Genomic DNA, 22,187 nt, shown 5'->3' on the forward strand with positions numbered 1-22,187 from the left:
AAGTAGCAGCAGAGCGCGTTTTGACCGCTCAAAACGCGCTCTGCTGCGACCTAGTTGGGTAGCCGCGGGCGCCCCAACGGAACCACCAGTGGTGTGTGGGTCACGGGGTCGTCGATGATCCGGCAGGCCATGCCGAACACTTCTTCCACCAAGGATTCAGTGATTACGTCCGCGGGAGCGCCTTCGGCCACCACCACGCCGTCCTTCATGGCGATGATGTGGTCAGCGTAGCGGCTGGCGTGGTTGAGGTCGTGCAGCACGGCAACCAAGGTGTGGCCCTTGTCCAGGTTCAGCTCGCGGAAGAGTTCCAGCAGCTCGATCTGGTGGGCGATGTCAAGGAACGTGGTGGGTTCGTCCAGGAGCATAAGCGGCGTCTGCTGGGCGAGGACCATTGCAACCCACACACGCTGCCGCTGGCCGCCGGACAGTTCATCCACCAATCGGCCGGACAAGGACGCGACACCGGTGGCCTCCATCGCTTCGACGACCGCAATCTCATCGGAGACAGACCACTGCCGCAGCAGCTTCTGGTGGGGGTAGCGGCCGCGGGCTACGAGGTCGGCAACGGTGATGCCGTCGGGCGCGATGGAGGATTGCGGCAGGAGCCCGAGACGGCGGGCAAGTTCCTTCGCGGGCAGTGAGGTCACGGATTTCCCGTCGAGCAGGACCTGTCCGCTGCGGGGTTTGATCAGCCGGGCGAGGGCGCGCAGCAGCGTGGATTTGCCGCAGGCGTTGGGCCCGACGATTACGGTGAACTGCCCCTCGGGGATGCGCACATTGAGGTTTTCGGAAATGATGCGCTGCTCATAGCCGATGGTCAGTGCTTCGGCGTGGAGCTGCGGCGCAACAGAGGTGAGGCTCATGATTTCCTTGCTTCCCTGGCCAGCAGCCAGACGAGGTAGATACCGCCGATACACACCGTCACAACGCCCACGGGCAGCTGGATCGGGGCGAACAAGCGCTGGGCTGCGAGGTCGCTGGCCACCAAGAGGAAGGCGCCCATCACGGCGGATGGCACCAGAGTGATACCGGCGCTTCGGGTAAGACGACGGGCAAGCTGGGGCGCGGCCAGGGCCACGAACGCGATGGGACCTGCAACCGCGGTGACGGCCGCAGTTAGCGCCACGCCCAGGATCAGCAGCAACAAACGGGTGGGCTCCGCCCGGACGCCCAAGGCGCGGGCGGCGTCGTCGCCCATTTCCAGGAGTTGCATCCGGCGCGCCGCTGCCAGCGTGGCCAAGCCAACCACTACAACCACGACGGCGGCAGGCGCCGCTTGCTCCCAGGTGATGCCGTTGAGGGACCCGGCGCCCCAGACGGCTGCAGCCAAGGCGGCCTCAAGCTCGGCCTGCAGGATCAGCCAGTGGTTGAACGCGGCCAGCATGGCGCTGATGCCGATGCCCACGATGATGAGCCGGAAGCCCTGGGAGCCGCGCCGGTAAGCCAGCAAATAGACGGCCAGGGCAGTGAGGATACCGCCAACGAGGGCACCCGCTGCGATGCCAAGGTAACCGCCTCCAACAGACAGCATCACAATAAGCGCACCCGTGTAGGCGCCGGTATTGAAGCCGATAATGTCCGGGCTGCCCAGTGGGTTTCGGGTCATCGATTGGAAGATGCCGCCGCTCATTCCCAAGGCCGCGCCGAACACAAGTGCCGATAGAACTCGGGGGAGCCTCCACTCCATGACGATGGTTTGGGCTAGTCCCGGGGCGTCACCCGTGAAGGCTTGCAGGACTTGCTGCACGGTGACGTCGTAGTCGCCGGTGGCCAGGCTGATGATCGCCACCGTGAGGGCCGCGAGGATCAAAGGAATACAGACCAAAATGCTGCGGACGTCGAGCCGGAGGCTCAGCCCACGGTTGCGGACCAGGACTGTGGGCCGGCCAAAATCCACGCGGCTCCTTGGGTCCAGCCGCGTCATAGCCCACTCACCTTCCGGCGCCGAGCCAACGCGATAAGCACCGGCGCGCCGATGAAGGCCGTGACCACGCCCACTTGGAGCTCGCCGGGCGCGGCGATCCTGCCCACCACGTCCGATACCAGGAGCAGGATAGGGGAGAGCACCACGGTGGTGGCCAGGATCCAGCGCTGGTCCGGGCCAACGATCCACCGGGCTACGTGCGGAATCATGAGCCCCACAAAGCCGATCGCACCTGCTCCGGCGGTCGCTGCTCCGCTGAGGAGGGTGATGGCCACGACGCCCAGGATCCGGGTGCGGTTGACGTTGGCGCCGAGGGAGGTGGCGAGGTCGTCGCCCAGTGCCACGGCGTTGAGACCGCCAACGCAGAACAGGGCGATGATCAATCCCACCACCATGAACGGCGCCACGGTCATGACCGACTCCATGCTCCGGGTGTCCAGGGAGCCGATGCTCCACGAGCGCAAGTGGTCGAAAGCCTTGGGGTTCAGGAGGGTGAGTCCCGAGCCGATACCCGTGAGGACCGCGCCCAGGGCAACACCGGCGAGGGTCAGCCTGATGGGATTCACCACGTTCCTGCCGGAGGTGCCGATCAGGTAGACCGCTGCGGTGGTCAGGATTGCCCCGGCAAACGCGAACCAAATGTAGCCGCTGAGGGATCCGATACCCAAGACGCCGATGGCAATCACAATGGCAAACGAAGCTCCGGCGTTGACGCCCAGGATGCCCGGATCGGCCAACGGATTCCGTGTGATCGCCTGAATGAGCGCGCCGGCCACGCCAAGGGAAATGCCGACGGCGATGCCCATCAATGTACGCGGCAGCCGATTCTGAAGGATGATCGCATGATCCGCCGTGTCCTGGGGATTGATGAACGCTTCAAGGACCGTTGTCGCAGGAATGAATTTTGCTCCCACACCGAGACTGAGGATCGCCGCGCCCAGAAGAACTGCTGCCGCGAAGGCGAGAAAGAGGATCCGCCAGCGTGATTTATTGACGACGCCGGAACTGGCAACTGCGGTTGCAGCCGGACGGGCGGGAGCGGCTACTTGGGACATAACGCCGTCGATGGGGACACAGCAGGGGACCATTTCGAAGAGGGGCAGCAATATGACGGCCATTCCGTGACTGTCGTCACAACGTCACGAATGTGTGTCTTAATTAGGTTAGCCTTACCCAGTGAAAAATGACGATTTTGAAGTGCAGCCGCGTAAGGCGTCCCGCATGCGTAAGCTCGCTATGAAGGTGGCAGGAGTCGCCTTGGTGGCCGGCCTCATTGCGGGCTGCGGCGCCAGTGGCGGGTCAGGTTCGGCTGCCGGCAACGCCGATGTTGCCACGGGCGGTTCCAAGTTCACCACCGCGGACCAGGAAACGGCCAAGCTGGGCACGGACGCTGCCCCCGGCGTTTTCCCGCGGACACTGAAGCACGCCAACGGCGAGACCACCCTGGAGAAGAAGCCCACCCGCGTTGTGGTCCTTGACACCGGCGAGTTGGACGACGTCGTGACCCTCGGCATCACGCCGGTAGGCATGGCCACCACTGAAGGCGCCAACCCTGTCCCCACTTACCTGGCTGACAAGGTCAAGGATGTGGCTTCCGTAGGGACCATCCAGGACCTCAACCTTGAAGCAATCGCAGCTCTTAAGCCGGACCTCATCCTGGGCAGCCAGCTCCGCGCCAACAAGCTGTACAAGCAGCTGTCCGCCATCGCTCCCACGGTCTTCAGCATCCGCCCCGGCTTCCCGTGGAAAGAAAACTTCCTTCTGGTGGGCAAATCCCTGGGCGAAGAGGACAAGGCCGTCAAGGCGCTCAACGATTACCAGGCCGAAGCGGATGCCCTCAAAGCAGACGTGAAGGGCGATCCCAAGATTTCCCTGGTCCGCTTCCTGCCGGGCAAGATCCGCCTGTACGCGAACAAGTCGTTGATCGGCGTCATCCTGAAGGACGCGGGCCTTGCCCGTCCCGAGAACCAGAACGTTGATGAACTCGCTGCCGAGATTTCGGCCGAGAACATCGAACAGGGCGACGCGGACTGGATCTTCTACAGCAGCTACGGCGATCCCGCAGCAACAGGCGAAACCTCCGTGGTTGAAGGCGCAGTCTGGCCCAAGCTTGGCGCAGTCAAAGCCGGCCAGGCAAAGTCAGTCAGCGACGACGTTTGGTTCCTCGGTCTCGGCCCCACAGGCGCCCAGCTGATCCTGAAGGATCTCCGCAGCATGCTGGTCGGCTAAGGCCTCCAGATCAACACAAGCACCCCAACGACGACGGCGGCCCTCACCAGAAGGTGAGGGCCGCCGTCGTTGTTAATTCGCCCAAGTAGGTCGCATTTGTGCGCGTTTTGAGCGCTCAAAACGCGCACAAATGCGACTCAGTTGGGTACGGCTAGGCCTTGCGCGGAATGCCCGTCCGGGCCATTGCCTCGGCGTAGGCGCCGTGGATGGCGTCCAGGTATTCCTGCTGGCGGGCAGGGGTGCCGGCGAAGGAACGGCCACCCAGTGAACGGACCTTGAAGGTCTTAAAGCCGCGGCGGGCGATGCTGGCCGGTGCAGCCTTCATGAGCTGATCGGCCAGGCGGTGTGCCTCGTTGCCGTGTGCCACCAGGGCGGACGTACGCGGCAGGAGCTGCAGGAGACGCAGGAGCGGCTTGAGGCCTTCGGTGATGTTGGCCGGAGTCAGCTTGCCCGGTTCCTCGGACGGCTCGATCCACGGGTAGGCGTTCCAGGGCATCATGAGCGCGGGACGCAGGCCCAGCTGCCACTGCATGCCGAGCATGCGGGTGTTGGCTTCCTCGTCACCCGGGTTGATGAAACCTTCGCCGGTGTTGGTGCGCTGATTGGAGAAAAGGCTGACGATGCGGCAGTCATCCATGCTGTGGGCGGGGTCGATGTAAAGGACCTCGCTGCCCGGCTTCTGCTCCTTGATGGAGTCGCACAGCTCGTTGACCTCGGCGATGTGCGGTTCGTAGCGGCGGTTCCAGAGGATTTCTTCGGGTGATTCAGTCGCCAGTTCTTGCATCAGGGGTTAGGTCTCCTAGGTGTTACAGCGCACCGTTCCAAGGTGCCGCGGGCATGCCGCAGCCAAACCTCAAAGGGTGCTGTTGGGGGCTAACTAACCTTACCGGACTATGGGGGTGAACGGGTGCCGCTTCGGCGCGCCCCCGAATGCGACACGGCGTGTTGCCCCGGAACGTGACCCGCATCGCGCCGCGGTCGAAACCTGAACATTAACCCATTTGTGCAGGTCAGGGCCGTTGACTTTGACCAGCACAGATGATGGGTTTGGGCTATTGGTTTTGGGGGAACCTCTTCTGAATTCCCCTGACTCCATGCACCGGTCTTCGACACCATCATTGGCATCATCTACCTCGGGGGTAAACGTGGTTGCATCAACAGAAGCGTCGCCGGAATCAGGGCAGCGTCCAGGCAAGGCTCCAAAAGTCCGAGCGATCCTGGCGGGTGGTCTGGTCCTGGGAGTGGGTGCGGCGATCACTTTGGCCGCGTGGAACAGCTCCGAGTTTGCCCAAGGCACCTTTACAGCAGGGTCCTTCAATCTCCAAGGGAGCACCAACGGAACCTCGTTCGCTGAGAATCCAGTGGGCTCGCCTGCCACCTTGGGATTCACCACCAACCCGACAAACCTTTCGCCGGGCGATGTCGTATCCGCTCCGTTCGCTGTCAGGTTGGATGCGGCATCAAGCTATGACGCCACAGTGACCATCTCCACGGAAGGTTCCACAGGGTCCCTGGCAGGCCTAACGTACGAACTCACGCAGTCAGACGCGTTTGGTTGCGCCGAAGCTGTTACGGAAACCTTGGTGGCGGCCGGACAAACGCTGGGGACGACGCCGGCAAGCGTCACCTTTCCCTTGACTCAAGGAGCCGATACTGACCCCGGAGCGCCCGTCAACCTCTGCTTCAGGGTGACCGCCGGGGCAGTCGTCCAAGCCCAAACCGGGTCCACGACGTGGGAATTCGCCGCACAGTCGCAGTGATTCATGGGTCATCGACGAGCAAAAACAAAGCGCGGTGTAGTTTTCCTTCGTATCCGCGCGCTCCTCGCAGGGGCATTGGCTCTGGGACTTGGCGGCTCAGTCACGCTCGCTTCGTGGACGGACAGCGACTTCGCAAGCGGTTCGTTCGGAGCCAGCGTGTTCCAAACTGAATCCAACGTCACCAAGCCCTATGACGCCTTGGGTACATGGAGCACTAACGACGCTTCACCCGGTGCCACCTTGGTGTTCAATGCCACTGCCATGAGCCCGGGCACGGTGTTCTATGCGCCGTTCGCCATCAGGACCAAGGCCAGATCCGTCGCGGGCGAGGTAGTGCTCGGGATCCCACAGGTGTCCAGCAGTGGAACGGGGGTGGCAGATTTGGGGGCTGCGCTGCGTTATCGGGTGGTCCGCTCGGCTACATGCCAGGCGTCATCGTTCTCGGGGAGCCCGGATTTTGTGGTTGGTGGCGATGGCAGTAAGCCCTTGACCATGGGCCAAGCCGTCGGCGTCGTAAATCCGCTGGCGGCGGCAACGGAGAGCCTGCCGGGGGCAGCCACGCAATTCTGCTTTGAAGTGTCGCTTCCGGCGGGGGCAAACAATGCGTTGCAGGGTCAGACGGCAACCGCGACCTGGCAGTTCACTGCCACCTCAAGCTCATGAGCATGCCCAAAATGCGCAGTGGCCGGTTTCAGCACCGCTTGCGGGAGACATTGCTGAACCTGGCTGCCGCGGGCGGTGCAGTCTGCCTCATCGCCGTGGTTCTCGCGGTGGCGTTCAACATCACCCTGATCCTCTTCAAAACCGGCTCCATGTCGCCAACCATCCCGGCAGGCTCACTGGCCGTGGTTCGCGAGATTCCGGCCGCCGAGGCAAAAATTGGCGACGTTGTCACAGTGGACCGCCCCGGAAAGCTGCCCATTACACACAGGATCCAGACCGTTGAACCCGCGGAGGGTCCTGCCCGGGCCATCACTATGAAAGGTGACGCCAACGCCGAGGCTGATCCGTCGCCCTACGTCGTGGAGCGGGTCCGGATTGTGCTCTGGTCCGTCCCCGGTCTTGCGTATCCCCTGGCCGCTGTCGCCAACCCGGTTGTGTTGGGCGTGACTACCGTCTGCGTCGCGGCACTTGTGAGCTGGGTTTTGTGGCCCCGAAATGGATCCCGAAACGGCTCAGGGCGCGGCCAGCGCCGCAAAAGAGGGCATCATGCTGCTGCCTAAATTGGGGGCTTTGCCGGGGCTGCTGGCCGTCTTCTTGCTGGGTGCCTTTCCGGCCCACGCGCAGGAAGGGCCTTCCGGATGGTTGGAGCTCGACGCCGGTCCGGCCGGGCAGGTGCACCGTCTCACCCCGGGTGGGAGGGCGGACTGGGCGGTAGACGTGCATGCACGGGGTGAGGCTGCCGGTTCCCTGGAAGTGTGGATCCAGCCAGCCGAAACTGCAGGTCCCTCCAGTGGTGGGTCCACGAGGTTCAGGGACTTTCTCAGCGTGCAACTGCGGTCCTGCGATCAGCCGTGGGAGGGCACCTGGTGCGCGCATGGTGAACAGAGCTTGCTTGCGCCCATGGAGCTAAAGCTTGCCGAGGGCTTGAGGATCGACCTCATGAAAGACGGCAGCACTTGGTCCAACGGGTCTTACCTCCTTGTGAGCGCGGTGCTCGCGGAGGACGTTCCCGCAGAGTTCCAAGGGAGCCGCACGCAGATCGTCGTGGGTGTCCACGGTTCGGGCGATGTGGCTGGAGATGACAGCTCCGGTGCCCCCACCGCGCGCCCGGGCGGGCCGTCGTCGTCCGGTGGCTTGGCTGGCACCGGCACCAGGATGGCTGGCTTTGCAGTGCTGGGCGTGTTTGCAGTTGCGGCAGGGTTCGCACTTGCGCGTTTTCGGGGTGCGCGGGCATGAAGAAGCGGCTCGGCTGGTTGAGTTCCGCGGTGATGGCCTTGGCCCTGCTGATCTCCACCGCAAGCCCGTCATCCGTGACCGAGGCCTCGTGGCAGCGGGGTGAATTCGGCGGGGGCAGCTTCGGGACCATCACGATTCCGCCAGCGACCCTCAACGGCGCCTGTGAGTACAATCCCGCGTTCCTCGGCGCCGGCGCTTATGTGAGGATATTTTGGAAACCGCCGTCCACCTACCCAAACCTGACGGACGCCGTCATTGATGTACATTTGGTCACCGCAGGATCTACGGTGACCACGCTCCAGGGATATCCCGGAGCTGCGAATACCACTGGCTCTGCTGCGGGCTACACCACGGAGATTCCAGCTACGCTTCTTGGTGGCATCTTGGGGTTCAACACGCAGTTCCAAGTGGATATCTACATCGCGGCGGCCGGGTGGAAGTCCACGCCCGTGTCGGTCAGGGCCAATGCAGGCCTGATTGCCGGCGTCGGCGGATCCTGCACCAATCTCTGAATCGTCATCCCGGGTAGTCCAAAACTTGGGCAAAACGTCAAGGAACGCCTCCTTGACACCAGAGAAACCGCTGTCATCGGCTAAACTTGGCTGGTAAGAGCCCCGAAACTCTTGCGTATGCCGTGCCTTGTGGCCGGCTGCACCAGCTATGTCGGGGCATTCTCATGTACGGCGTCTCGTCCTGGTCATCCGGCTGGGTCCGGGCCCGAAAGAATGGGGGAGGATCCCATGCCCGCTATCGTGATCGTCGGAGCCCAGTGGGGCGACGAAGGCAAAGGCAAAGCAACCGATCTGCTCGGTGGCCGCGTTGACTACGTGGTTAAGCCCAACGGCGGTAACAACGCCGGGCACACCGTGGTTGTTGGCGGTGAGAAGTATGAGCTGAAGCTCCTTCCCGCGGGCATCCTGAGCCCCAACGCAATACCTATTATTGGCAACGGATGCGTGGTGAACCTCGAGGCCCTCTTCCAGGAAATCGAAGGCCTTGAAGCCCGTGGTGCGGACACATCCCGCCTGCGGGTCTCGGCAAACGCCCACCTGGTTGCTCCGTACCATCAGGTCCTGGACAAGGTGACCGAGCGCTTCCTTGGCAGCCGGGCCATCGGAACCACGGGCCGCGGCATTGGACCCGCGTACATGGACAAGGTGGCCCGCTTGGGCATCCGCGTCCAGGATGTCTTCGACGAATCCATCCTCCGCCAGAAGGTGGAAGGGTCGCTGCGCCAGAAGAACGAACTGCTGGTCAAGGTCTACAACCGCCGCGACATCGTGGTGGACGAGATCGTGGAATACTTCTTGTCCTTCGCCGAGCGCCTGCGCCCGCTGGTCATCGACAGCACACTGGTCCTCAACAACGCCTTGGACGAGGGCAAGGTTGTGCTCATGGAAGGCGGCCAGGCAACGTTCCTGGACGTCGACCACGGCACCTACCCGTTCGTCACCTCGTCGAACCCCACAGCCGGCGGCGCGTCTGTTGGCTCCGGCATTGGCCCCACCCGCATTTCGCGGTCCATTGGCATCATCAAGGCCTACACCACGCGTGTTGGCGCAGGCCCGTTCCCCACGGAACTGTTCGACGAGATGGGCGTTTACCTGCAGAAGACCGGCGGCGAGTTCGGTGTGAACACCGGCCGCCCCCGCCGCTGTGGTTGGTACGACGCCGTCCTGGCCCGCCATGCTTCCCGGGTCAACGGCTTCACGGACTACTTCGTCACCAAGCTGGACGTCCTCACGGGCATCGAGCAGATCCCCGTCTGCGTTGCCTACGACGTTGACGGCGTGCGCCACGATGAAATGCCCATGACGCAGACCGAGTTCCACCACGCGGTGCCCATCTTCGAGTACTTCGACGGCTGGACCGAGGACATCACTGGGGCCCGCACCCTGGAAGACCTCCCGCAGAACGCGCGCAACTACGTGCTGGCCCTCGAAAAGCTCTCCGGCACACGCTTCTCGGCCATCGGCGTCGGCCCGGACCGCGACCAGACCATTGTTGTTCACGACCTGATCAACGACTAAGTACTACTAAATTCACGACGACGGCGGGTCACCTTGGTTCCTTACGGAGCCGAACGGTGGCCCGCCGTCGTCGTTGGATGAAGTACTCGGCCACCGCCAGATTGATGACCCAGGATGCGCCCATGAGCACTGCCCTTGTTGCCTCATCGGTAGGGCCCGCAACCAGCATCCAGGACAGAAACACGAAGGCCTGCGTTCCCGCGCCCAGCGCGATGGCGTAAGCGCGCGTCATCCATGCGCCGTGTATGGCGTAGTCCCGCCGGCGGATGGCGAACACGCCCATGATGATGCTCGCAACCATGGCGGAACCAAAGATCAGTCGAAGAATCAGAAGAGCTTCGCCGTCTCCCTCTGGTAGCGCGTAGAACATTGACATCCATAGGCCGGAGAGACCAGCGAGTAGTCCTGCCGGCACCAGGATCCGTCCGGCCATTTGGTGCCACGACTTCCTGCGGCGTCGAGGTGGGGAAACGCGTCGAAGTGTGGGCACGAACTGAAAGGCTCCCAGAAGGCTGTACACCGTGACTGTGACGATGTGCGTGACCACCGGGATGGGTGAAGCGAAGAACCGGGCGTTCTGTGTAGTGACGTTTGCGCCGCCCGTTAGTTCGGTGAGTCGCGCAGCGCCGGCAACCACCGGGATGAGGCTGAGGATGATCAGCGCCACGGGCACGGCCCATTTGGTGCGGCGGCGGGTATGGCTATGGCTCCGGAGGGGTGGGGTGGTTTTCAGTGTCATGACTCTGCCTGCGTTCTGGGTGAATGACGGAAGGAAGATTGTGAGGTGTACGCTGTACACCTTTACGTCCCAAACACTAGGTGTACGCTGTATACCTGTCAAGGCTGTAGCGGCTTTTGGCTGATCGGGAGGAATTCGCATGACCCAGCTAGCGGAGGCAGTCCGGCGCGTACCCCTGAACCGTGAACGCGTGCTTACCGCCGCCGTCACGCTTGCAGACGACGTGGGTATCGAGTCGCTCAGCATGCGTCGTCTCGCCCAGGAACTAGGCGTTGTTCCCATGGCTCTCTACAAGCACGTGGCTAATAAGGAAGAACTCCTCGGCGGTATGGTGGACACCATTGTTGGCGAAATCGGCCCACCTGTACCGGATGTTCCGTGGAAGTCTGCTGTCCGGCTCCGGGTCCTTTCGGCCAGGCAGGTGCTCCTGCGGCATCCCTGGGCCCGCCCTGTGATCGAGACCCGCACGAACGTAACCCCCGCAGTCCTGGGGTATATGGACAGCTTCGCTGGGATGTTCCTGGCGGGTGGATTTTCGGTGGATCTCACGCACCATGTCATGCATGCCATGGGAAGCCGAATGTGGGGTTTTACCCAGGAGGTCTTCGATGACTCTGCGGGAGCTGGGAACCAGCATGCAGAGGTGCCGGCGGATGCCCGGGCCGCCATGGCCCAGCAGATGGCCGAGAACTTTCCCCATCTCTTCAAGATTGCTGCCGTGGCAGCGCATGAGGACGGTTCCGTGGTCGGGAACGGCTGCGACGACCAATTCGAGTTCGAGTTTGCCTTGGACCTCCTCCTGAATGGATTCGAGCGGCTCCACCAGCAGAACTGGACATCAGGCGGGGGCAAGGGCAAATGAGCACAGCGACTGACGAGGGGGTCGGGTTCCGTTCCCGGCGCGGGCCCATACTGATTGCGCTGATGCTCGCCACGGGCTTGGTGGCGATAGATGCCACCATTGTTGCCACGGCAGTGCCGTCCATCGTGGAGGACATAGGCGGCTTCGCCTCGTTCCCTTGGCTCTTTTCCGCCTACCTGTTGGCACAGGCCGTCTCCGTCCCTGTTTACGCCAAGCTCTCAGACGTCGTGGGCCGCAAGCCAATCATCCTGGGTGGCATTGGCCTTTTCCTGCTTGGCTCGATTCTCTGCGGGCTGGCTTGGAGCATGCCTGCGCTCATTGCCTTCCGAGTGCTCCAGGGGCTCGGGGCGGGCGCAGTCCAGCCTGTTGCAATCACGATTGCAGGTGACATTTACACCCTTGCAGAGCGGGCAAAAGTCCAGGGATATCTGGCCAGCGTGTGGGCCGTTTCTTCCGTAGTGGGACCAACACTGGGAGGCGTCTTCGCGTCATTGGGAATCTGGCGGTGGATCTTCCTCATCAACATCCCGCTGTGCCTGATCGCAGCCTGGATGCTCCTCCGAACTTTCCACGAGAACGTCGAGAGAACCAAACACCGCATCGATTACGCGGGAGCCGGACTGCTGACGATTTCTTTGAGCCTGCTCATCCTCGGGGCCCTCCAGGGCGGTCAAGCCTGGCCCTGGGATTCCCCGATCAGCTTCGCCGTGTTTGGCGGAGGGGCATTGCTGTTCGTTGTGTTTCTTTTGGTGGAAAGGAAGGCGGCGGAGCCTGTCCTGCCACCCTGGGTTGTCTCCCGCCGGCTCCTGGCGACGACGGCGATGGTCGCTTTCGGTGTAGGCGCGGTCATGCTTGGCATCACAACCTACGTCCCGACGTTCCTGGAAGGGTCCCTTAAAACCTCGCCCCTTCTGGCCGGGCTTGCCTTGGCGGCGTTGACCATTGGCTGGCCCATCAGCGCGTCGCAAGCCGGCCGGTTGTACCTCCGAATCGGCTTCAAAAACACGGCCATTATCGGCATCGTGATTACGGTGATCGGCGCGGCCATCCTTGCCCTTACTGCCCCGACGCCCAACATTCTGCTGGTGGCAATGGCTTGCTTCGTCGTCGGGCTCGGACTGGGGCTGGTCGCGACGCCTAGCCTTATTGCCGCGCAAACCAGCGTCGAATGGAATGAACGCGGCGTAGTCACGGGCACCAACCTCTTTGCGCGTTCAATCGGCAGCTCCATCGGCGTGGCCGTTTTCGGTGCCATTGCCAACGCTATCTACGCCGGCGGTCCCGGCGGCGGTCCCGATCCGCAAACTACCGTGCACGCGTCCACTGCCGTCTTCCTGGCTGTGCTCGTCAGCGCAGTACTTACTGTTGTGGCGGTCCTGGTGATGCCCGCCGACGACGGAACGCACAGGAACAAAGAACGGGCTCAGAAGCCCAGCTCGGAACCTGCCAACGACTAGTCTCGAACCTATGGAAGAACTGATCACCGGCACCCTGGAAAAGTTGTTTGAAGGAACCGTCTGGGCCGAGGGCCCTCTGTGGATTCCGCAGTCGCAGACCGTTCGCTGGAGCGACATCCCCAACAACAGGATCCTTGAGTTCTCTCCGAGCACCGGCGCGACGCGCGAATACGCCACCGGCGTCGAGTACACCAACGGCCGGACGCTCCACCTCGACGGCAGCGTGGTGCAGTGCAGCCACGGCCGCAGACGTGTAGAGCGGGACCACGACGGCGTGGTGACGCCCATCGTTGAAGCGTTCGGTGAGCATCGGCTCAACTCGCCCAACGATGTTGTGGTGGCCGGGGATGGCACCGTGTGGTTCACCGATCCTCCCTACGGGATCCTGCCCGGGACGGTGGAAGGGCATGAGGGCGAGCAGGAATACGGCGGTTGCTACGTGTTCCGATTCGACCCGGCCACAGCAGAACTGACTCCGGTGGTCACGGATCTGGTGCACCCTAACGGCCTGGCGTTCTCCCCGGATGAATCGCTTCTCTACGTTGCGGACACGGCGGGCCCTGCGCATGAAGTACCGTTCCGGATCGCTGCCTACCCTGTGAAGGGCGGCTCGTGCGGTGAAGGCAGCACGTTCGTTGGGCTCGAAGATGACGCGGCCTCGGACGGCTTCCGCGTTGACGTCGAGGGCCGTGTGTGGACCTCGGCAGGCTCGTCAGTTCGTGTCTATGCCCCCAGCGGGGCGCTGCTGACCGCCGTCGAGGTTCCTGAAAAGGTCTCCAATCTCTGCTTTGGAGGGGCCGACGGTCAGGATCTCTACATCACAGCCACTACGTCCTTGTACCGGCTGCGGACCTCGACGCGGGACACCACCATGAGAGTAATCTGAACACAGCACCAGCACTGCGATCGAGGGAGTGAATGTGTCCGGAAGCAACCCCGACCCGTATGAGGACAAGATCACCGGCTTGGAGCCAGGCGGAGGGGTACCGCCGGGGGAGACCCCTCCCGGCGAAGCCTCCACCGCCGGACCCCAGGGCCATGACGAAGGCGGTCCCAGGAAGGGCACGCAGTTCCTGTGGCTTGCAGCCATCGGTGCCGGCGTCCTGCTCACGCTGCTCTTCTTCATCGGCTACATCGTGGGCTTCTTCGACTAACCTGTTACGCAGCCCCGGCGATGGCTACGGGTTGACGGAAATGTCGTCGCTCCGCGCAGGCGCCCGGCGCCGACCTTGCACGGCTGGTCACGCCAACAGCACGTCACTGGCGGAGATCAATCAAGCCGAGTTCAGCCACGGCAGCCCGCTCGTCGAAAAGCTCAGCGGAAGTAGCGTCCATCTTCTGGCGGCTGAAGTCGTTCACCTCCAGCCCTTCCACAATCTCCCAGTTTCCACCTGAAGTAGTCACCGGGTATGAATAGATGAGACCTTCAGGCACCCCATAGGATCCGTCGGATGCAACGGCCATGGAAACCCAATCGCCCTCGGGTGTTCCGAGCAGCCAGTCGCGGGCTGCGTCGATGGTTGCCGACGCTGCTGATGCCGCAGAGGACGCGCCCCGGGCATCGATGATCGCTGCGCCTCGACGAGCAACCGTGCGGATGAAGTCGTTCTCGATCCAGTCCTGATCGTTCACCACCTCGGCCGCGTTCCGGCCTCCAACCTCTGCGTGAAAGATGTCCGGATACTGCGTTGCAGAATGATTGCCCCACACGGTCATTTTGCGGATATCCCCGACACTGACTTGAGTCTTTTTAGCAAGCTGTCCAAGGGCGCGGTTGTGATCCAGCCGGGTCAGGGCGCTGAATCGCGAGGCAGGGACGTCCGGGGCGTTGCTCATGGCAATCAAGGCGTTGGTGTTGGCCGGGTTGCCCGTCACGCCGATTCTGACGTCGTCGGCTGCCACCCGGTTCAGCGCCTGGCCTTGTGCTGTGAAAATGGCACCGTTGGCACTGAGCAGATCGCCGCGTTCCATGCCCTTGGTACGCGGACGGGCGCCCACCAGCAAGGCAAGGTTGACGCCGTCGAAAATATGGTCGGCGTCATCGCCGATTTCCACCGAGTCGAGGGCGGGAAACGCGCAGTCATCGAGCTCCATCACCACGCCCTCAAGTGCCTTCAACGCAGGCGTGATCTCCAGGAGCCGGAGTTGCACGGGAGTATCGGCGCCAAAGAGGGCACCACTAGCGATCCGGAAGAGGAGGCTATAGCCGATCTGGCCGGCTGCTCCGGTCACAGCGATCTTGATGGGCGTGCTCACGTCACGTTCTCCTTGCTGATCTGTTGTACCCGATGGGCTTTGGAAGCTTTATGTCATGGTGCCACAGCGCTGTGGTGCGCTTGGGGCAATCATCATAATTTCCGATGCGGTTATGCGGTTTTATTCGCTATGCAGATGCACTTTGTGCACGTGAGAATGAATTAACCGTCACAGAAAAGGGCCGCAGCAGCCAGCGCGTATGCGTCCTTTCGCCACATAGGAGAACACATGTCAAGCCAAGAGGTTGAGGTTCTGGTCGTAGGGGCAGGCCAGGCCGGGGTAGCGATGAGCGAGCACCTAAGCGAGCGGGGAATTCCCCACGTTGTCCTGGAACGCCACCGCGTTGCCGAACGGTGGCGTTCCATGAGGTGGGATTCCCTGGTTGCCAACGGGCCCGCCTGGCACGATCGTTTCCCGGGCCTGGAATTCACCGACATCGAGGCCGGCTCCTTCCCCTCCAAGGAGCAGGTAGCCGACTACTTCGTGGCCTACGCCCAGAAGATCGGCGCGCCCATCCGCTGTGGCGTGGAGGTCAAGTCAGTGCGCAGGAACGTCGGAGCACCGGGCTTCCACGTACAAACATCCGATGGGGAGTACAACGCACGCTACGTCGTAGCCGCCACAGGGCCGTTTCAGCGGCCGGTGATCCCCGCCGTCGTTCCCGAAACCGCCGGACTCAGGCAGATGCACTCAAGCTCGTACCGTAACCCCGGCCAACTGCCCCAAGGTGCCGTCCTGGTGGTGGGTGCCGGTTCCTCCGGCGTCCAGATCGCCGCGGAAATCCAGCGTTCAGGCCGGCAGGTGTACCTTTCCGTTGGCCCTCACGACCGGCCCCCGCGGAACTACCGTGGCCGGGACTTCTGCTGGTGGCTCGGTGTGCTCGGCAAGTGGGACGCCTCCACTCCGGCACTGGGGGCCGAACACGTGACCATCGCGGTCAGCGGGGCAGACGGCGGCCACACCGTTGATTTCCGGGCGCTCGCCGAGAACGGAATCAAGCTCGTGGGACGGACCATGGAGCTTCAGGACGGCACCATGCGCTTCGCGGACGATCTCCGTACCAACATCGCGAACGGCGATGCCCACTACTTGGATTTGCTCGACGAAGCTGACGCCTACGTGGAACGCAATGGTTTGGACCTGCCGGAGGAACCTGAAGCGCGTTTCATCAGGCCGGACCCGGAGAGCCTCACCAACCCCATCCATGAGCTGGACCTCGTCGCGGCCGGAATCACCTCCATCGTGTGGGCAACAGGCTTCGCAGTGGACTACAGCTGGCTGCAAGTGGACGCTTTCGATGACAAGGGAAAGCCGCTGCAGCAACGCGGCGTATCCACCGAGCCCGGCGTCTACTTCCTGGGCCTGCCCTGGCAGTCACGCCGCGGATCCAGCTTCATCTGGGGCGTCTGGCATGACGCCAAGTACGTGGCCGACCAGATCACCATCCAGCGGAGTTACTTGATCCACAACGAGCAGGATGCCCTGGTGGCGAGCGGAGCCGTCTGATGCCAGAGCCGCAAAAGGGGACCATGCCGAGCAGGCGTGGTCCCCTTTTTGGTGGTTGGATTCAGGCGAGGCCGGCCAGCGACCTGGCCGAAAGAGCCGCCTCCATTTTCTGCGGGTCAAGCAGTCCGCGCTCAATCACCAATTCGGCAATGCCTCGTCGGGTTGCGAGGGCCTCCTTGGCCAGTTCTGCAGCGGCGGCGTATCCGATCAAGGGTGCCAATCCGGTGACCACGCTGATGGATTCGAGCATCCGTTGCTGCAGCATCTGCGTGTTGGCGGTGATGCCGTCCACGCAGTGTGTCCGGAGTTGGCGGCAGGCCATAGTGAGCCAGGCGATCGACTCAAGCAAAGCGTCAGCAATGACAGGCTCGAAGGCATTGAGCTGGAGCTGCCCTGCCTCCACGGCCATGGTTACGGTGGCATCCGCGCCGATCACCCGGAAGGCAACCTGGTTGACCATTTCCGGGATGACCGGGTTGACCTTCCCGGGCATGATGGAGGACCCGGCCTGCACTGCGGGCAGGAGGATCTCGCCAAACCCCGTCTGCGGGCCGGAGGACAGCAGGCGGAGGTCATTGCAGATCTTGGACAGCTTCACAGCAGCCCTCTTCAAGACGCCCGATACGAGCATGAACACGCCCGTGTCGCTGGTGGCCTCCACAAGGTTGGTCGCGGAGGTGAGCTGCAGTCCGGTGATGGAACTGAGCTCATTGATCACAGCTTCCCGGTAGCCGGGGGAAGCGGTGATGCCGGTGCCGATTGCAGTGGCTCCAAGGTTGGATTCACGCAGGTGGGGAAGGAGTTCAAGGAGCCGTTGGCCGTCCTCACGGAGGGTGTCGGCGAAGGCACCAAACTCTTGTCCCATGGACATAGGCACAGCGTCCTGCAGTTGGGTGCGGCCCACTTTGATGATTCCGGCGAACGCCGTGGCCTTCGCGTCAAATGCTTGGATGAGCCGGGCGTGCTCGTCGCAGAACCCCGATATTTCCCGCTGCAGGGCGATCTTGATGGCGGTTGGGTAGACGTCATTGGTGGACTGGCTGCGGTTCACGTCATCAATGGGATGCAACGCCGCGTAGTCGCCCTTGCGGTGACCCATCAGTTCCAGTGCGCGGTTGGCAATGACCTCGTTGGCGTTCATGTTGGTGCTGGTTCCCGCGCCGCCCTGGATCGTGTCCACCACAAACTGGTCATCCAGCAGGCCATCCATGACCTCCAAGGAAGCCTTTTGGATGGCTGCGGATTTGTCCGGATGAAGGAGGCCCAGGCTTTCGTTTGCCCTTGCTGCTGAGTATTTCACGGCACCCAGGCTCCAGATGAGGGAACGCAGGGTGCCGATGGTTCGTCCGCTGACGGGGAAGTTGTCCACGGCCCGGAGCGTGCTGATGCCCCAGTAGGAAGCCTCGGGAACGTCCGCGTCCCCGAGGCTGTCGTGCTCTCGTCGTACTCCCGTGCAGGGAGAAGGTACTACTTGTTCTGTCATGGTCCTGTTCCTGGAAATGCCCACGACGCCGGACTCCCTGGCTACGGTGCCAGGTAGTCCAGTGCCGTGAGTGCCAAGGCGGCTGCGCCGTCGTGAATGGCAAGGTTGGCGGCGTCGCCGACGCAGTGCGCGGCGAACTCGGGTTGGTGGTTGGCTGCCGGGAAGCAGCCGAGTCCTATGTAGGGGTGGATGGCCGGAACCACTTGGGAAACATTGCCCATGTCTGTTGACGCCCGGTTCATGGTGGCTTGCTCCGGCGGGGCGTTGAAGTCCCGGCCGAGAGCCTCCGCATGGTTCACGTACAGTTCAAGTGCCCGCAGGTCCGTGCGGAACTCCGAGTATGGTTCCGATTCCGGAGTCACCGACAACTCGCAGCCGGATGCCAATGCCGCCGCTTCGAAGCACCGTTGAACACGCTCTTCCAGCTCGCCCAACAGCGCAAGTGATTCTGCACGGACGTACCAACGGCCCTCGGTCTTTTCCGGAATAGCGTTGGGCGCTTCGCCCCCGCGCGTCTGGATTCCGTGGACCCGGGTACCGGAAGGCAGTTGTTGGCGAAGGAGGCCCAAGGCCACCTGGGCAATAATAAAGGCGTCGTTGGCGTTGACACCCTGATCCGGATACGCAGCGGCGTGGGCTGATTTGCCCCGGTATTCCACGTGGTTGTGGGCCACTGCGTAGGGGCGGGCTTCTGCCGAATCAACAGGGCTGGGATGGGCCATCATGGCCAGGTCCAAGCCCTGGAAAGCGCCCTTTTTGAGTAGCTCGATCTTTCCGCCGCCGCCTTCTTCGGCAGGGGTTCCATACAGTTCCACGGTCAGGTCATGATCGGCTGCGAACTGCGCCAAGGCCACAGCGGCACCGCACGAGATGGCCGTGATGATGTTGTGGCCGCATGCGTGGCCGAGGCCAGGAAGGGCGTCGTACTCGGCCATGAGCCCAACGCGGCGTGAGCCCGTTCCGAAGACGGCCCGGATGGCGGTGGGAAAGCCCAGATACTCTCTTTCCACCTTGAAGCCGTGACCGGACAGGTACTCTGCGGTCCAGCCAGCGGCACGATGCTCTTGCCAGCCAAGTTCGGGGTTGGCATGCAGGGTTTCGGAGAGATGGATCAGGTGGGGCCGCTGCGCGTCAACGGAATCCAACACGCGCTGGCGCTGAACTGCCGGGGCAGTGATGGTGGTTGCTGCTTCACCGCTCATCGCCGGCAACCCCATAACTAATGGAAGCGGCGGGATCCAGGCCACGGACTACGTAGTCCTGCCGCTGAGGAAGCCAAACTTCAAGGAGCTCCTCCAGTTGCTCGATCGGGTGGTCGTGCCAGTCCACGCGCAGGTCCGTGTCCCTCCAGCCGTGTCCGGATACCACCGAAAGTCCGGCCGATCGCACGGGTCCGGCTTCGCCGCCGGCCGCAACAGCGGCTCGAAGGGCAGCCATAAGGCGCACTTCCAGCTCTCCGGCGGTGGCTTCAAAGGCGTCGCAGAGGACTTGGGCAATCCCCGGAGCGGCGAGCATGTTGCCCGCCGCCACACTGTTGGGGCCCCTGCCTTCGCCAAACACGCCAAGGGTATGCGCGCCGCTGAATACAGCGGATCCGCCGTTTGCGTCGAGCACCACCAGTTGTCGGTAATCCACTGCGGGTGATTCCTGGACGACGGCGTCAATCGCCTCCTGCGCGGAATAGCCCGCCTGCAGGCGGTGGAGTAATGCTGTTCCCAGACGAGGATCGGTGATGTTCTGGGAGCTGACAGCGCCGACCCCGTCGCGCAAGTGCGCGCAGCGGGCAGCAACAGCGGGAGATGAGGAAGAGACCGCTATGCCGAACCTGCCGCTGCCGTCTGTGGCCGCGATGCTGAATGTCATGACTGCCCCTCCGAGGTACCCGTGGAGAGCACGGCGGTGGCGTCAATTTCCACAAGCCATTCCGGACGGGCCAAGGCCTGGACCACGATGCCCGTAGAGACAGGGAAAACGCCTTTGAGCCAGCGGCCCATGGTCCGGTAGACGGTTTCGCGGTAACGGGGGTCGATGAGGTAGACGGTGACTTTGACGATGTCTTCAAGGCTGCTGCCCGCCTCCTTGAGCAACATGTCGATGTTGGCCATGGCCTTCTCCGTTTGGGCTTCGACGTCGCCAATGCCCACGGACTCGCGGGTCTCAAGGTCCTGTCCGATCTGGCCCCGGAGGTAAACCACGCCGTTGGCCACCACGGCCTGGCACAGATCGTTGTCCAGGTTCTGCTCCGGATAGGTCTCTTTCGTGTTGAACGTACGGATACGCTGGTGCTTCATGTCGCGGCTTGCCTTTCAGTTCTTGGACGTGTGCTCGTCTTCTTCAGCTTCCTGTGGTGCTCTAAATCTGTCCAACAGTTCTTTTAGAACGATTGCATCGACTTTTCCGATGAATGCCGTAGCCTCTTCTTATGGATGTGACACTCACGCAGTTGCGCTACTTCGTGGAAGCGGCAGCCCAGCTGTCCATGACAGGCGCAGCCGTTCGCCTCAACGTGGCCCAATCAGCTGTCTCAGCGGCCATCGCTCAGCTGGAGCGGCACGTTGGGACGCAGTTCTTCATTAGGCAGCGCTCAAAAGGCCTGGTGCTCACACCAGCCGGCGAGCTGTTCGTCAGGGACGCCCAAGCCATCCTTGCCCAGGTTGAGGAGAGCATTGACCACGCGCGTGGAGAGCACCAAAGCGTCTCCGGGCGGATCCGTGTTGCCTGCTTCAGCACGCTGGCACCTTTCCTGCTGCCCGGTGTCCTGACGAAATTGCGGGAAGACCACCCGGCCCTCGAAGCGGAAGTCATCGAAACCGATACTTCGGGCTGCATCGCAGCATTGCTCAGTGGACAGGCGGATTTGGCGCTGTGCTACGACCTCGACCTGCCCGAAGCGATAGCCAGTTCAGTGGTGGATACCGTGAGGCCCTACGTGGCACTTCCGCCAGATCACAAGCTGGCGGGATCAAAGACTGTTCAGCTGTCCGCATTGAGCGGCGAACCCTTCGTGCTGCTGGACTTGCCGCACACCCGCGATCTCATGCTCTCCATCGCCAGGGTCGGTGGCCGGGAGCCCGACGTCAGGTTCCGTTCGGCCAGCTATGAAACGGTGCGTACTTTCGTGGCCCGTGGCCTCGGCTACTCCATCCTTCACCAGCGGCCACAGCATCAGTTGACGTACGACGGCGGCCAGCTGGCCGCCGTCGAAATCCGTGATGATGTGCCGGAATTGAAGACAGTTCTGGCCCACCTGAAGTCCCATCGCCCCACGGCGAGGGTGCGGGCGGTAGCGCAGGCGGTGCGGCACCAAATCGTTGCCGCCCGCTCGGCCCGAAGCTAGGCCGGCAGTTTCCGGACAGCCAACCGCGCAAGTGCACGCTCCACCAGATGGCGCTGACGGGAACCAGTGACCGCATCCGGATCAAGCATGGAGGTGACGTGCAGACCCATCATTACGTTCAGCAGTTCATCGGCAACCGCATCCGGGTCCGCCAATGGTTCGCATTCGCCGTCGTGTTCTGCTTGGGCAAGGAAACCCATCACCAGCCCGCGCCAATGCAACAGGGCCTCCCTGCCGACGGCGCGCAGCGCGTTTTCAGTCTGCGCCCGTTGCCAGAACGAAACCGCAACGCGGGCTTCCACCACGGTGAGGGGATCGGCCGGGATGATTTCCAGGCACAAACTTCGAAGGGCTGAAAGGCCGCGACGGCCGGCCGTGCCTGCGGCGATGCGTTCGTTGGTGCGTTCGCAGATCAACTCGTAGGAGGCCAGCAGCAGTGCGTCCTTGTTGGGAAAATAATGGGCCAGCACGCCCGGTGCCGCGTAGCCGCACTCCCGGGCGATGTCCCGCATGCTGGCGTTCTCGATGCCCTGCTCAGCAATCAGCCGCCACGTGGTCTCGATGATGGAACGCCGGCGTTCATCGTGATCAACCAAGCGGGGCATACTGCTCCTTCAATTCGGGTGGGTGGCCATGGCGGGACCGTGAGCACCCTACCATTGCGGGAACGCCGGGGCGCGCTCCCGCAATGGTGGGCACGGATGA

Annotated in this window: 24 protein-coding genes; 13 read left to right on the forward strand and 11 right to left on the reverse strand. The window is 62.8% G+C overall.

Features of this window, described 5'->3' with window-relative positions; genetic code table 11:
• Positions 1 to 50 precede the first annotated feature (50 nt).
• The 3 genes from AC6CH8_RS14880 to AC6CH8_RS14890 are packed head-to-tail and all read right to left on the reverse strand — an operon-like array spanning position 51 to position 3,012.
• Positions 51 to 863: an ABC transporter ATP-binding protein gene (locus AC6CH8_RS14880; RefSeq protein ID WP_476113066.1), complete on the reverse strand. Its 813-nt coding sequence runs from the start codon at positions 861 to 863 to the stop codon at positions 51 to 53.
• Positions 860 to 1,924: an iron-enterobactin ABC transporter permease gene (fepG, locus tag AC6CH8_RS14885; RefSeq protein ID WP_498191324.1), complete on the reverse strand. Its 1,065-nt coding sequence runs from the start codon at positions 1,922 to 1,924 to the stop codon at positions 860 to 862. The genes AC6CH8_RS14880 and fepG overlap by 4 nt, the downstream gene beginning before the upstream one ends.
• Positions 1,921 to 3,012, reverse strand: a complete 1,092-nt coding sequence (locus tag AC6CH8_RS14890; RefSeq protein ID WP_498191368.1) for an iron chelate uptake ABC transporter family permease subunit — start codon at positions 3,010 to 3,012, stop codon at positions 1,921 to 1,923. The genes fepG and AC6CH8_RS14890 overlap by 4 nt, the downstream gene beginning before the upstream one ends.
• A gap of 133 nt (positions 3,013 to 3,145) precedes the next feature.
• Here AC6CH8_RS14890 and AC6CH8_RS14895 point away from each other — a divergent pair, with 133 nt between their 5' ends.
• Entirely contained in the window at positions 3,146 to 4,153 is a 1,008-nt protein-coding gene (locus tag AC6CH8_RS14895; RefSeq protein ID WP_498191325.1) for an ABC transporter substrate-binding protein, read from the forward strand.
• 151 nt (positions 4,154 to 4,304) lie between these two features.
• Here AC6CH8_RS14895 and AC6CH8_RS14900 read toward each other — a convergent pair whose 3' ends face one another.
• Positions 4,305 to 4,937: a hypothetical protein gene (locus tag AC6CH8_RS14900; RefSeq protein ID WP_091465063.1), complete on the reverse strand. Its 633-nt coding sequence runs from the start codon at positions 4,935 to 4,937 to the stop codon at positions 4,305 to 4,307.
• A gap of 361 nt (positions 4,938 to 5,298) precedes the next feature.
• Here AC6CH8_RS14900 and AC6CH8_RS14905 point away from each other — a divergent pair, with 361 nt between their 5' ends.
• The 6 genes from AC6CH8_RS14905 to AC6CH8_RS14930 all read left to right on the forward strand — a co-directional run bounded on the left by AC6CH8_RS14905 (position 5,299) and on the right by AC6CH8_RS14930 (position 9,842).
• A complete protein-coding gene (locus tag AC6CH8_RS14905; protein ID WP_498191326.1) occupies positions 5,299 to 5,913 on the forward strand; it encodes a SipW-dependent-type signal peptide-containing protein in 615 nt (204 codons plus the stop codon).
• A gap of 3 nt (positions 5,914 to 5,916) precedes the next feature.
• Positions 5,917 to 6,576 (forward strand): SipW-dependent-type signal peptide-containing protein, encoded by a 660-nt coding sequence (locus AC6CH8_RS14910; protein ID WP_498191327.1) that lies wholly within the window; start codon positions 5,917 to 5,919, stop codon positions 6,574 to 6,576.
• On the forward strand, positions 6,573 to 7,136 hold the full coding sequence (locus AC6CH8_RS14915) for a signal peptidase I (RefSeq protein ID WP_498191328.1): 564 nt from the start codon (positions 6,573 to 6,575) through the stop codon (positions 7,134 to 7,136). The genes AC6CH8_RS14910 and AC6CH8_RS14915 overlap by 4 nt, the downstream gene beginning before the upstream one ends.
• Entirely contained in the window at positions 7,123 to 7,812 is a 690-nt protein-coding gene (locus AC6CH8_RS14920; RefSeq protein ID WP_498191329.1) for a hypothetical protein, read from the forward strand. The genes AC6CH8_RS14915 and AC6CH8_RS14920 overlap by 14 nt, the downstream gene beginning before the upstream one ends.
• Positions 7,809 to 8,324 (forward strand): hypothetical protein, encoded by a 516-nt coding sequence (locus AC6CH8_RS14925; protein WP_498191330.1) that lies wholly within the window; start codon positions 7,809 to 7,811, stop codon positions 8,322 to 8,324. The genes AC6CH8_RS14920 and AC6CH8_RS14925 overlap by 4 nt, the downstream gene beginning before the upstream one ends.
• Positions 8,325 to 8,552: 228 nt before the next feature.
• Entirely contained in the window at positions 8,553 to 9,842 is a 1,290-nt protein-coding gene (locus tag AC6CH8_RS14930; RefSeq protein ID WP_091465064.1) for an adenylosuccinate synthase, read from the forward strand.
• Positions 9,843 to 9,870: 28 nt separating this feature from the next.
• Here AC6CH8_RS14930 and AC6CH8_RS14935 read toward each other — a convergent pair whose 3' ends face one another.
• Positions 9,871 to 10,581, reverse strand: coding sequence for a DUF2306 domain-containing protein (locus AC6CH8_RS14935; protein WP_498191331.1), 711 nt, complete (start codon positions 10,579 to 10,581; stop codon positions 9,871 to 9,873).
• 139 nt (positions 10,582 to 10,720) lie between these two features.
• On the opposite strand from AC6CH8_RS14935, the gene AC6CH8_RS14940 reads away from it, so the two are divergent.
• Genes AC6CH8_RS14940 through AC6CH8_RS14955 form a run of 4 tightly spaced genes read left to right on the forward strand, consistent with a single transcriptional unit; the run spans position 10,721 to position 14,054 of the window.
• Positions 10,721 to 11,443: a TetR/AcrR family transcriptional regulator gene (locus AC6CH8_RS14940; RefSeq protein WP_498191332.1), complete on the forward strand. Its 723-nt coding sequence runs from the start codon at positions 10,721 to 10,723 to the stop codon at positions 11,441 to 11,443.
• Positions 11,440 to 12,900 (forward strand): MFS transporter, encoded by a 1,461-nt coding sequence (locus tag AC6CH8_RS14945; protein WP_498191333.1) that lies wholly within the window; start codon positions 11,440 to 11,442, stop codon positions 12,898 to 12,900. Before AC6CH8_RS14940 ends, AC6CH8_RS14945 begins: the two co-directional genes overlap by 4 nt.
• A gap of 10 nt (positions 12,901 to 12,910) precedes the next feature.
• The gene (locus tag AC6CH8_RS14950; protein ID WP_498191334.1) at positions 12,911 to 13,786 is read left to right on the forward strand and encodes an SMP-30/gluconolactonase/LRE family protein; all 876 of its coding nucleotides are present in this window, start codon (positions 12,911 to 12,913) and stop codon (positions 13,784 to 13,786) included.
• 34 nt (positions 13,787 to 13,820) lie between these two features.
• On the forward strand, positions 13,821 to 14,054 hold the full coding sequence (locus tag AC6CH8_RS14955; RefSeq protein WP_091465072.1) for a DUF6480 family protein: 234 nt from the start codon (positions 13,821 to 13,823) through the stop codon (positions 14,052 to 14,054).
• A gap of 103 nt (positions 14,055 to 14,157) precedes the next feature.
• Here the strand turns inward: AC6CH8_RS14955 and AC6CH8_RS14960 are convergent, their stop codons facing one another.
• The gene (locus AC6CH8_RS14960) at positions 14,158 to 15,156 is read right to left on the reverse strand and encodes a malate dehydrogenase (protein WP_498191335.1); all 999 of its coding nucleotides are present in this window, start codon (positions 15,154 to 15,156) and stop codon (positions 14,158 to 14,160) included.
• A gap of 228 nt (positions 15,157 to 15,384) precedes the next feature.
• Here AC6CH8_RS14960 and AC6CH8_RS14965 point away from each other — a divergent pair, with 228 nt between their 5' ends.
• On the forward strand, positions 15,385 to 16,662 hold the full coding sequence (locus AC6CH8_RS14965) for a flavin-containing monooxygenase (protein WP_498191336.1): 1,278 nt from the start codon (positions 15,385 to 15,387) through the stop codon (positions 16,660 to 16,662).
• Between the two features lie 61 nt (positions 16,663 to 16,723).
• On the opposite strand, the gene AC6CH8_RS14970 is transcribed toward AC6CH8_RS14965, so the two are convergent.
• The 4 genes from AC6CH8_RS14970 to AC6CH8_RS14985 are packed head-to-tail and all read right to left on the reverse strand — an operon-like array spanning position 16,724 to position 20,436.
• Positions 16,724 to 18,145, reverse strand: a complete 1,422-nt coding sequence (locus tag AC6CH8_RS14970; RefSeq protein ID WP_498191337.1) for an aspartate ammonia-lyase — start codon at positions 18,143 to 18,145, stop codon at positions 16,724 to 16,726.
• Between the two features lie 41 nt (positions 18,146 to 18,186).
• Entirely contained in the window at positions 18,187 to 19,347 is a 1,161-nt protein-coding gene (locus tag AC6CH8_RS14975; RefSeq protein ID WP_498191338.1) for a M20 family metallopeptidase, read from the reverse strand.
• Positions 19,337 to 20,008 (reverse strand): DUF1028 domain-containing protein, encoded by a 672-nt coding sequence (locus AC6CH8_RS14980; RefSeq protein WP_498191339.1) that lies wholly within the window; start codon positions 20,006 to 20,008, stop codon positions 19,337 to 19,339. Before AC6CH8_RS14980 ends, AC6CH8_RS14975 begins: the two co-directional genes overlap by 11 nt.
• Complete coding sequence (locus AC6CH8_RS14985) at positions 20,005 to 20,436, reverse strand: RidA family protein (protein ID WP_420180012.1); 432 nt, start codon at positions 20,434 to 20,436, stop codon at positions 20,005 to 20,007. Before AC6CH8_RS14985 ends, AC6CH8_RS14980 begins: the two co-directional genes overlap by 4 nt.
• Positions 20,437 to 20,567: 131 nt before the next feature.
• On the opposite strand from AC6CH8_RS14985, the gene AC6CH8_RS14990 reads away from it, so the two are divergent.
• A complete protein-coding gene (locus AC6CH8_RS14990; RefSeq protein WP_498191340.1) occupies positions 20,568 to 21,482 on the forward strand; it encodes a LysR substrate-binding domain-containing protein in 915 nt (304 codons plus the stop codon).
• Here the strand turns inward: AC6CH8_RS14990 and AC6CH8_RS14995 are convergent.
• Positions 21,479 to 22,087, reverse strand: a complete 609-nt coding sequence (locus AC6CH8_RS14995) for a TetR/AcrR family transcriptional regulator (RefSeq protein WP_091465085.1) — start codon at positions 22,085 to 22,087, stop codon at positions 21,479 to 21,481. The two genes, AC6CH8_RS14990 and AC6CH8_RS14995, sit on opposite strands and share 4 nt — an antisense overlap.
• Positions 22,088 to 22,187 lie beyond the last annotated feature (100 nt).

It is taken from the genome of Paenarthrobacter sp. GQ52 (genome assembly GCF_059759005.1).

What these genes read in the sequence shown, in the direction of transcription:
- AC6CH8_RS14880 (WP_476113066.1), bottom strand. Translation starts at nt 863, where the DNA reads ATGAGCCTCACCTCTGTTGCGCCGCAGCTCCACGCCGAAGCACTGACC.
- fepG (WP_498191324.1), bottom strand. Translation starts at nt 1,924, where the DNA reads ATGACGCGGCTGGACCCAAGGAGCCGCGTGGATTTTGGCCGGCCCACA.
- AC6CH8_RS14890 (WP_498191368.1), bottom strand. Translation starts at nt 3,012, where the DNA reads ATGGTCCCCTGCTGTGTCCCCATCGACGGCGTTATGTCCCAAGTAGCC.
- AC6CH8_RS14895 (WP_498191325.1), top strand. Translation starts at nt 3,146, where the DNA reads ATGCGTAAGCTCGCTATGAAGGTGGCAGGAGTCGCCTTGGTGGCCGGC.
- AC6CH8_RS14900 (WP_091465063.1), bottom strand. Translation starts at nt 4,937, where the DNA reads ATGCAAGAACTGGCGACTGAATCACCCGAAGAAATCCTCTGGAACCGC.
- AC6CH8_RS14910 (WP_498191327.1), top strand. Translation starts at nt 5,917, where the DNA reads ATGGGTCATCGACGAGCAAAAACAAAGCGCGGTGTAGTTTTCCTTCGT.
- AC6CH8_RS14915 (WP_498191328.1), top strand. Translation starts at nt 6,573, where the DNA reads ATGAGCATGCCCAAAATGCGCAGTGGCCGGTTTCAGCACCGCTTGCGG.
- AC6CH8_RS14920 (WP_498191329.1), top strand. Translation starts at nt 7,123, where the DNA reads ATGCTGCTGCCTAAATTGGGGGCTTTGCCGGGGCTGCTGGCCGTCTTC.
- AC6CH8_RS14925 (WP_498191330.1), top strand. Translation starts at nt 7,809, where the DNA reads ATGAAGAAGCGGCTCGGCTGGTTGAGTTCCGCGGTGATGGCCTTGGCC.
- AC6CH8_RS14930 (WP_091465064.1), top strand. Translation starts at nt 8,553, where the DNA reads ATGCCCGCTATCGTGATCGTCGGAGCCCAGTGGGGCGACGAAGGCAAA.
- AC6CH8_RS14935 (WP_498191331.1), bottom strand. Translation starts at nt 10,581, where the DNA reads ATGACACTGAAAACCACCCCACCCCTCCGGAGCCATAGCCATACCCGC.
- AC6CH8_RS14940 (WP_498191332.1), top strand. Translation starts at nt 10,721, where the DNA reads ATGACCCAGCTAGCGGAGGCAGTCCGGCGCGTACCCCTGAACCGTGAA.
- AC6CH8_RS14945 (WP_498191333.1), top strand. Translation starts at nt 11,440, where the DNA reads ATGAGCACAGCGACTGACGAGGGGGTCGGGTTCCGTTCCCGGCGCGGG.
- AC6CH8_RS14950 (WP_498191334.1), top strand. Translation starts at nt 12,911, where the DNA reads ATGGAAGAACTGATCACCGGCACCCTGGAAAAGTTGTTTGAAGGAACC.
- AC6CH8_RS14965 (WP_498191336.1), top strand. Translation starts at nt 15,385, where the DNA reads ATGTCAAGCCAAGAGGTTGAGGTTCTGGTCGTAGGGGCAGGCCAGGCC.
- AC6CH8_RS14970 (WP_498191337.1), bottom strand. Translation starts at nt 18,145, where the DNA reads ATGACAGAACAAGTAGTACCTTCTCCCTGCACGGGAGTACGACGAGAG.
- AC6CH8_RS14975 (WP_498191338.1), bottom strand. Translation starts at nt 19,347, where the DNA reads ATGAGCGGTGAAGCAGCAACCACCATCACTGCCCCGGCAGTTCAGCGC.
- AC6CH8_RS14980 (WP_498191339.1), bottom strand. Translation starts at nt 20,008, where the DNA reads ATGACATTCAGCATCGCGGCCACAGACGGCAGCGGCAGGTTCGGCATA.
- AC6CH8_RS14985 (WP_420180012.1), bottom strand. Translation starts at nt 20,436, where the DNA reads ATGAAGCACCAGCGTATCCGTACGTTCAACACGAAAGAGACCTATCCG.
- AC6CH8_RS14990 (WP_498191340.1), top strand. Translation starts at nt 20,568, where the DNA reads ATGGATGTGACACTCACGCAGTTGCGCTACTTCGTGGAAGCGGCAGCC.
- AC6CH8_RS14995 (WP_091465085.1), bottom strand. Translation starts at nt 22,087, where the DNA reads ATGCCCCGCTTGGTTGATCACGATGAACGCCGGCGTTCCATCATCGAG.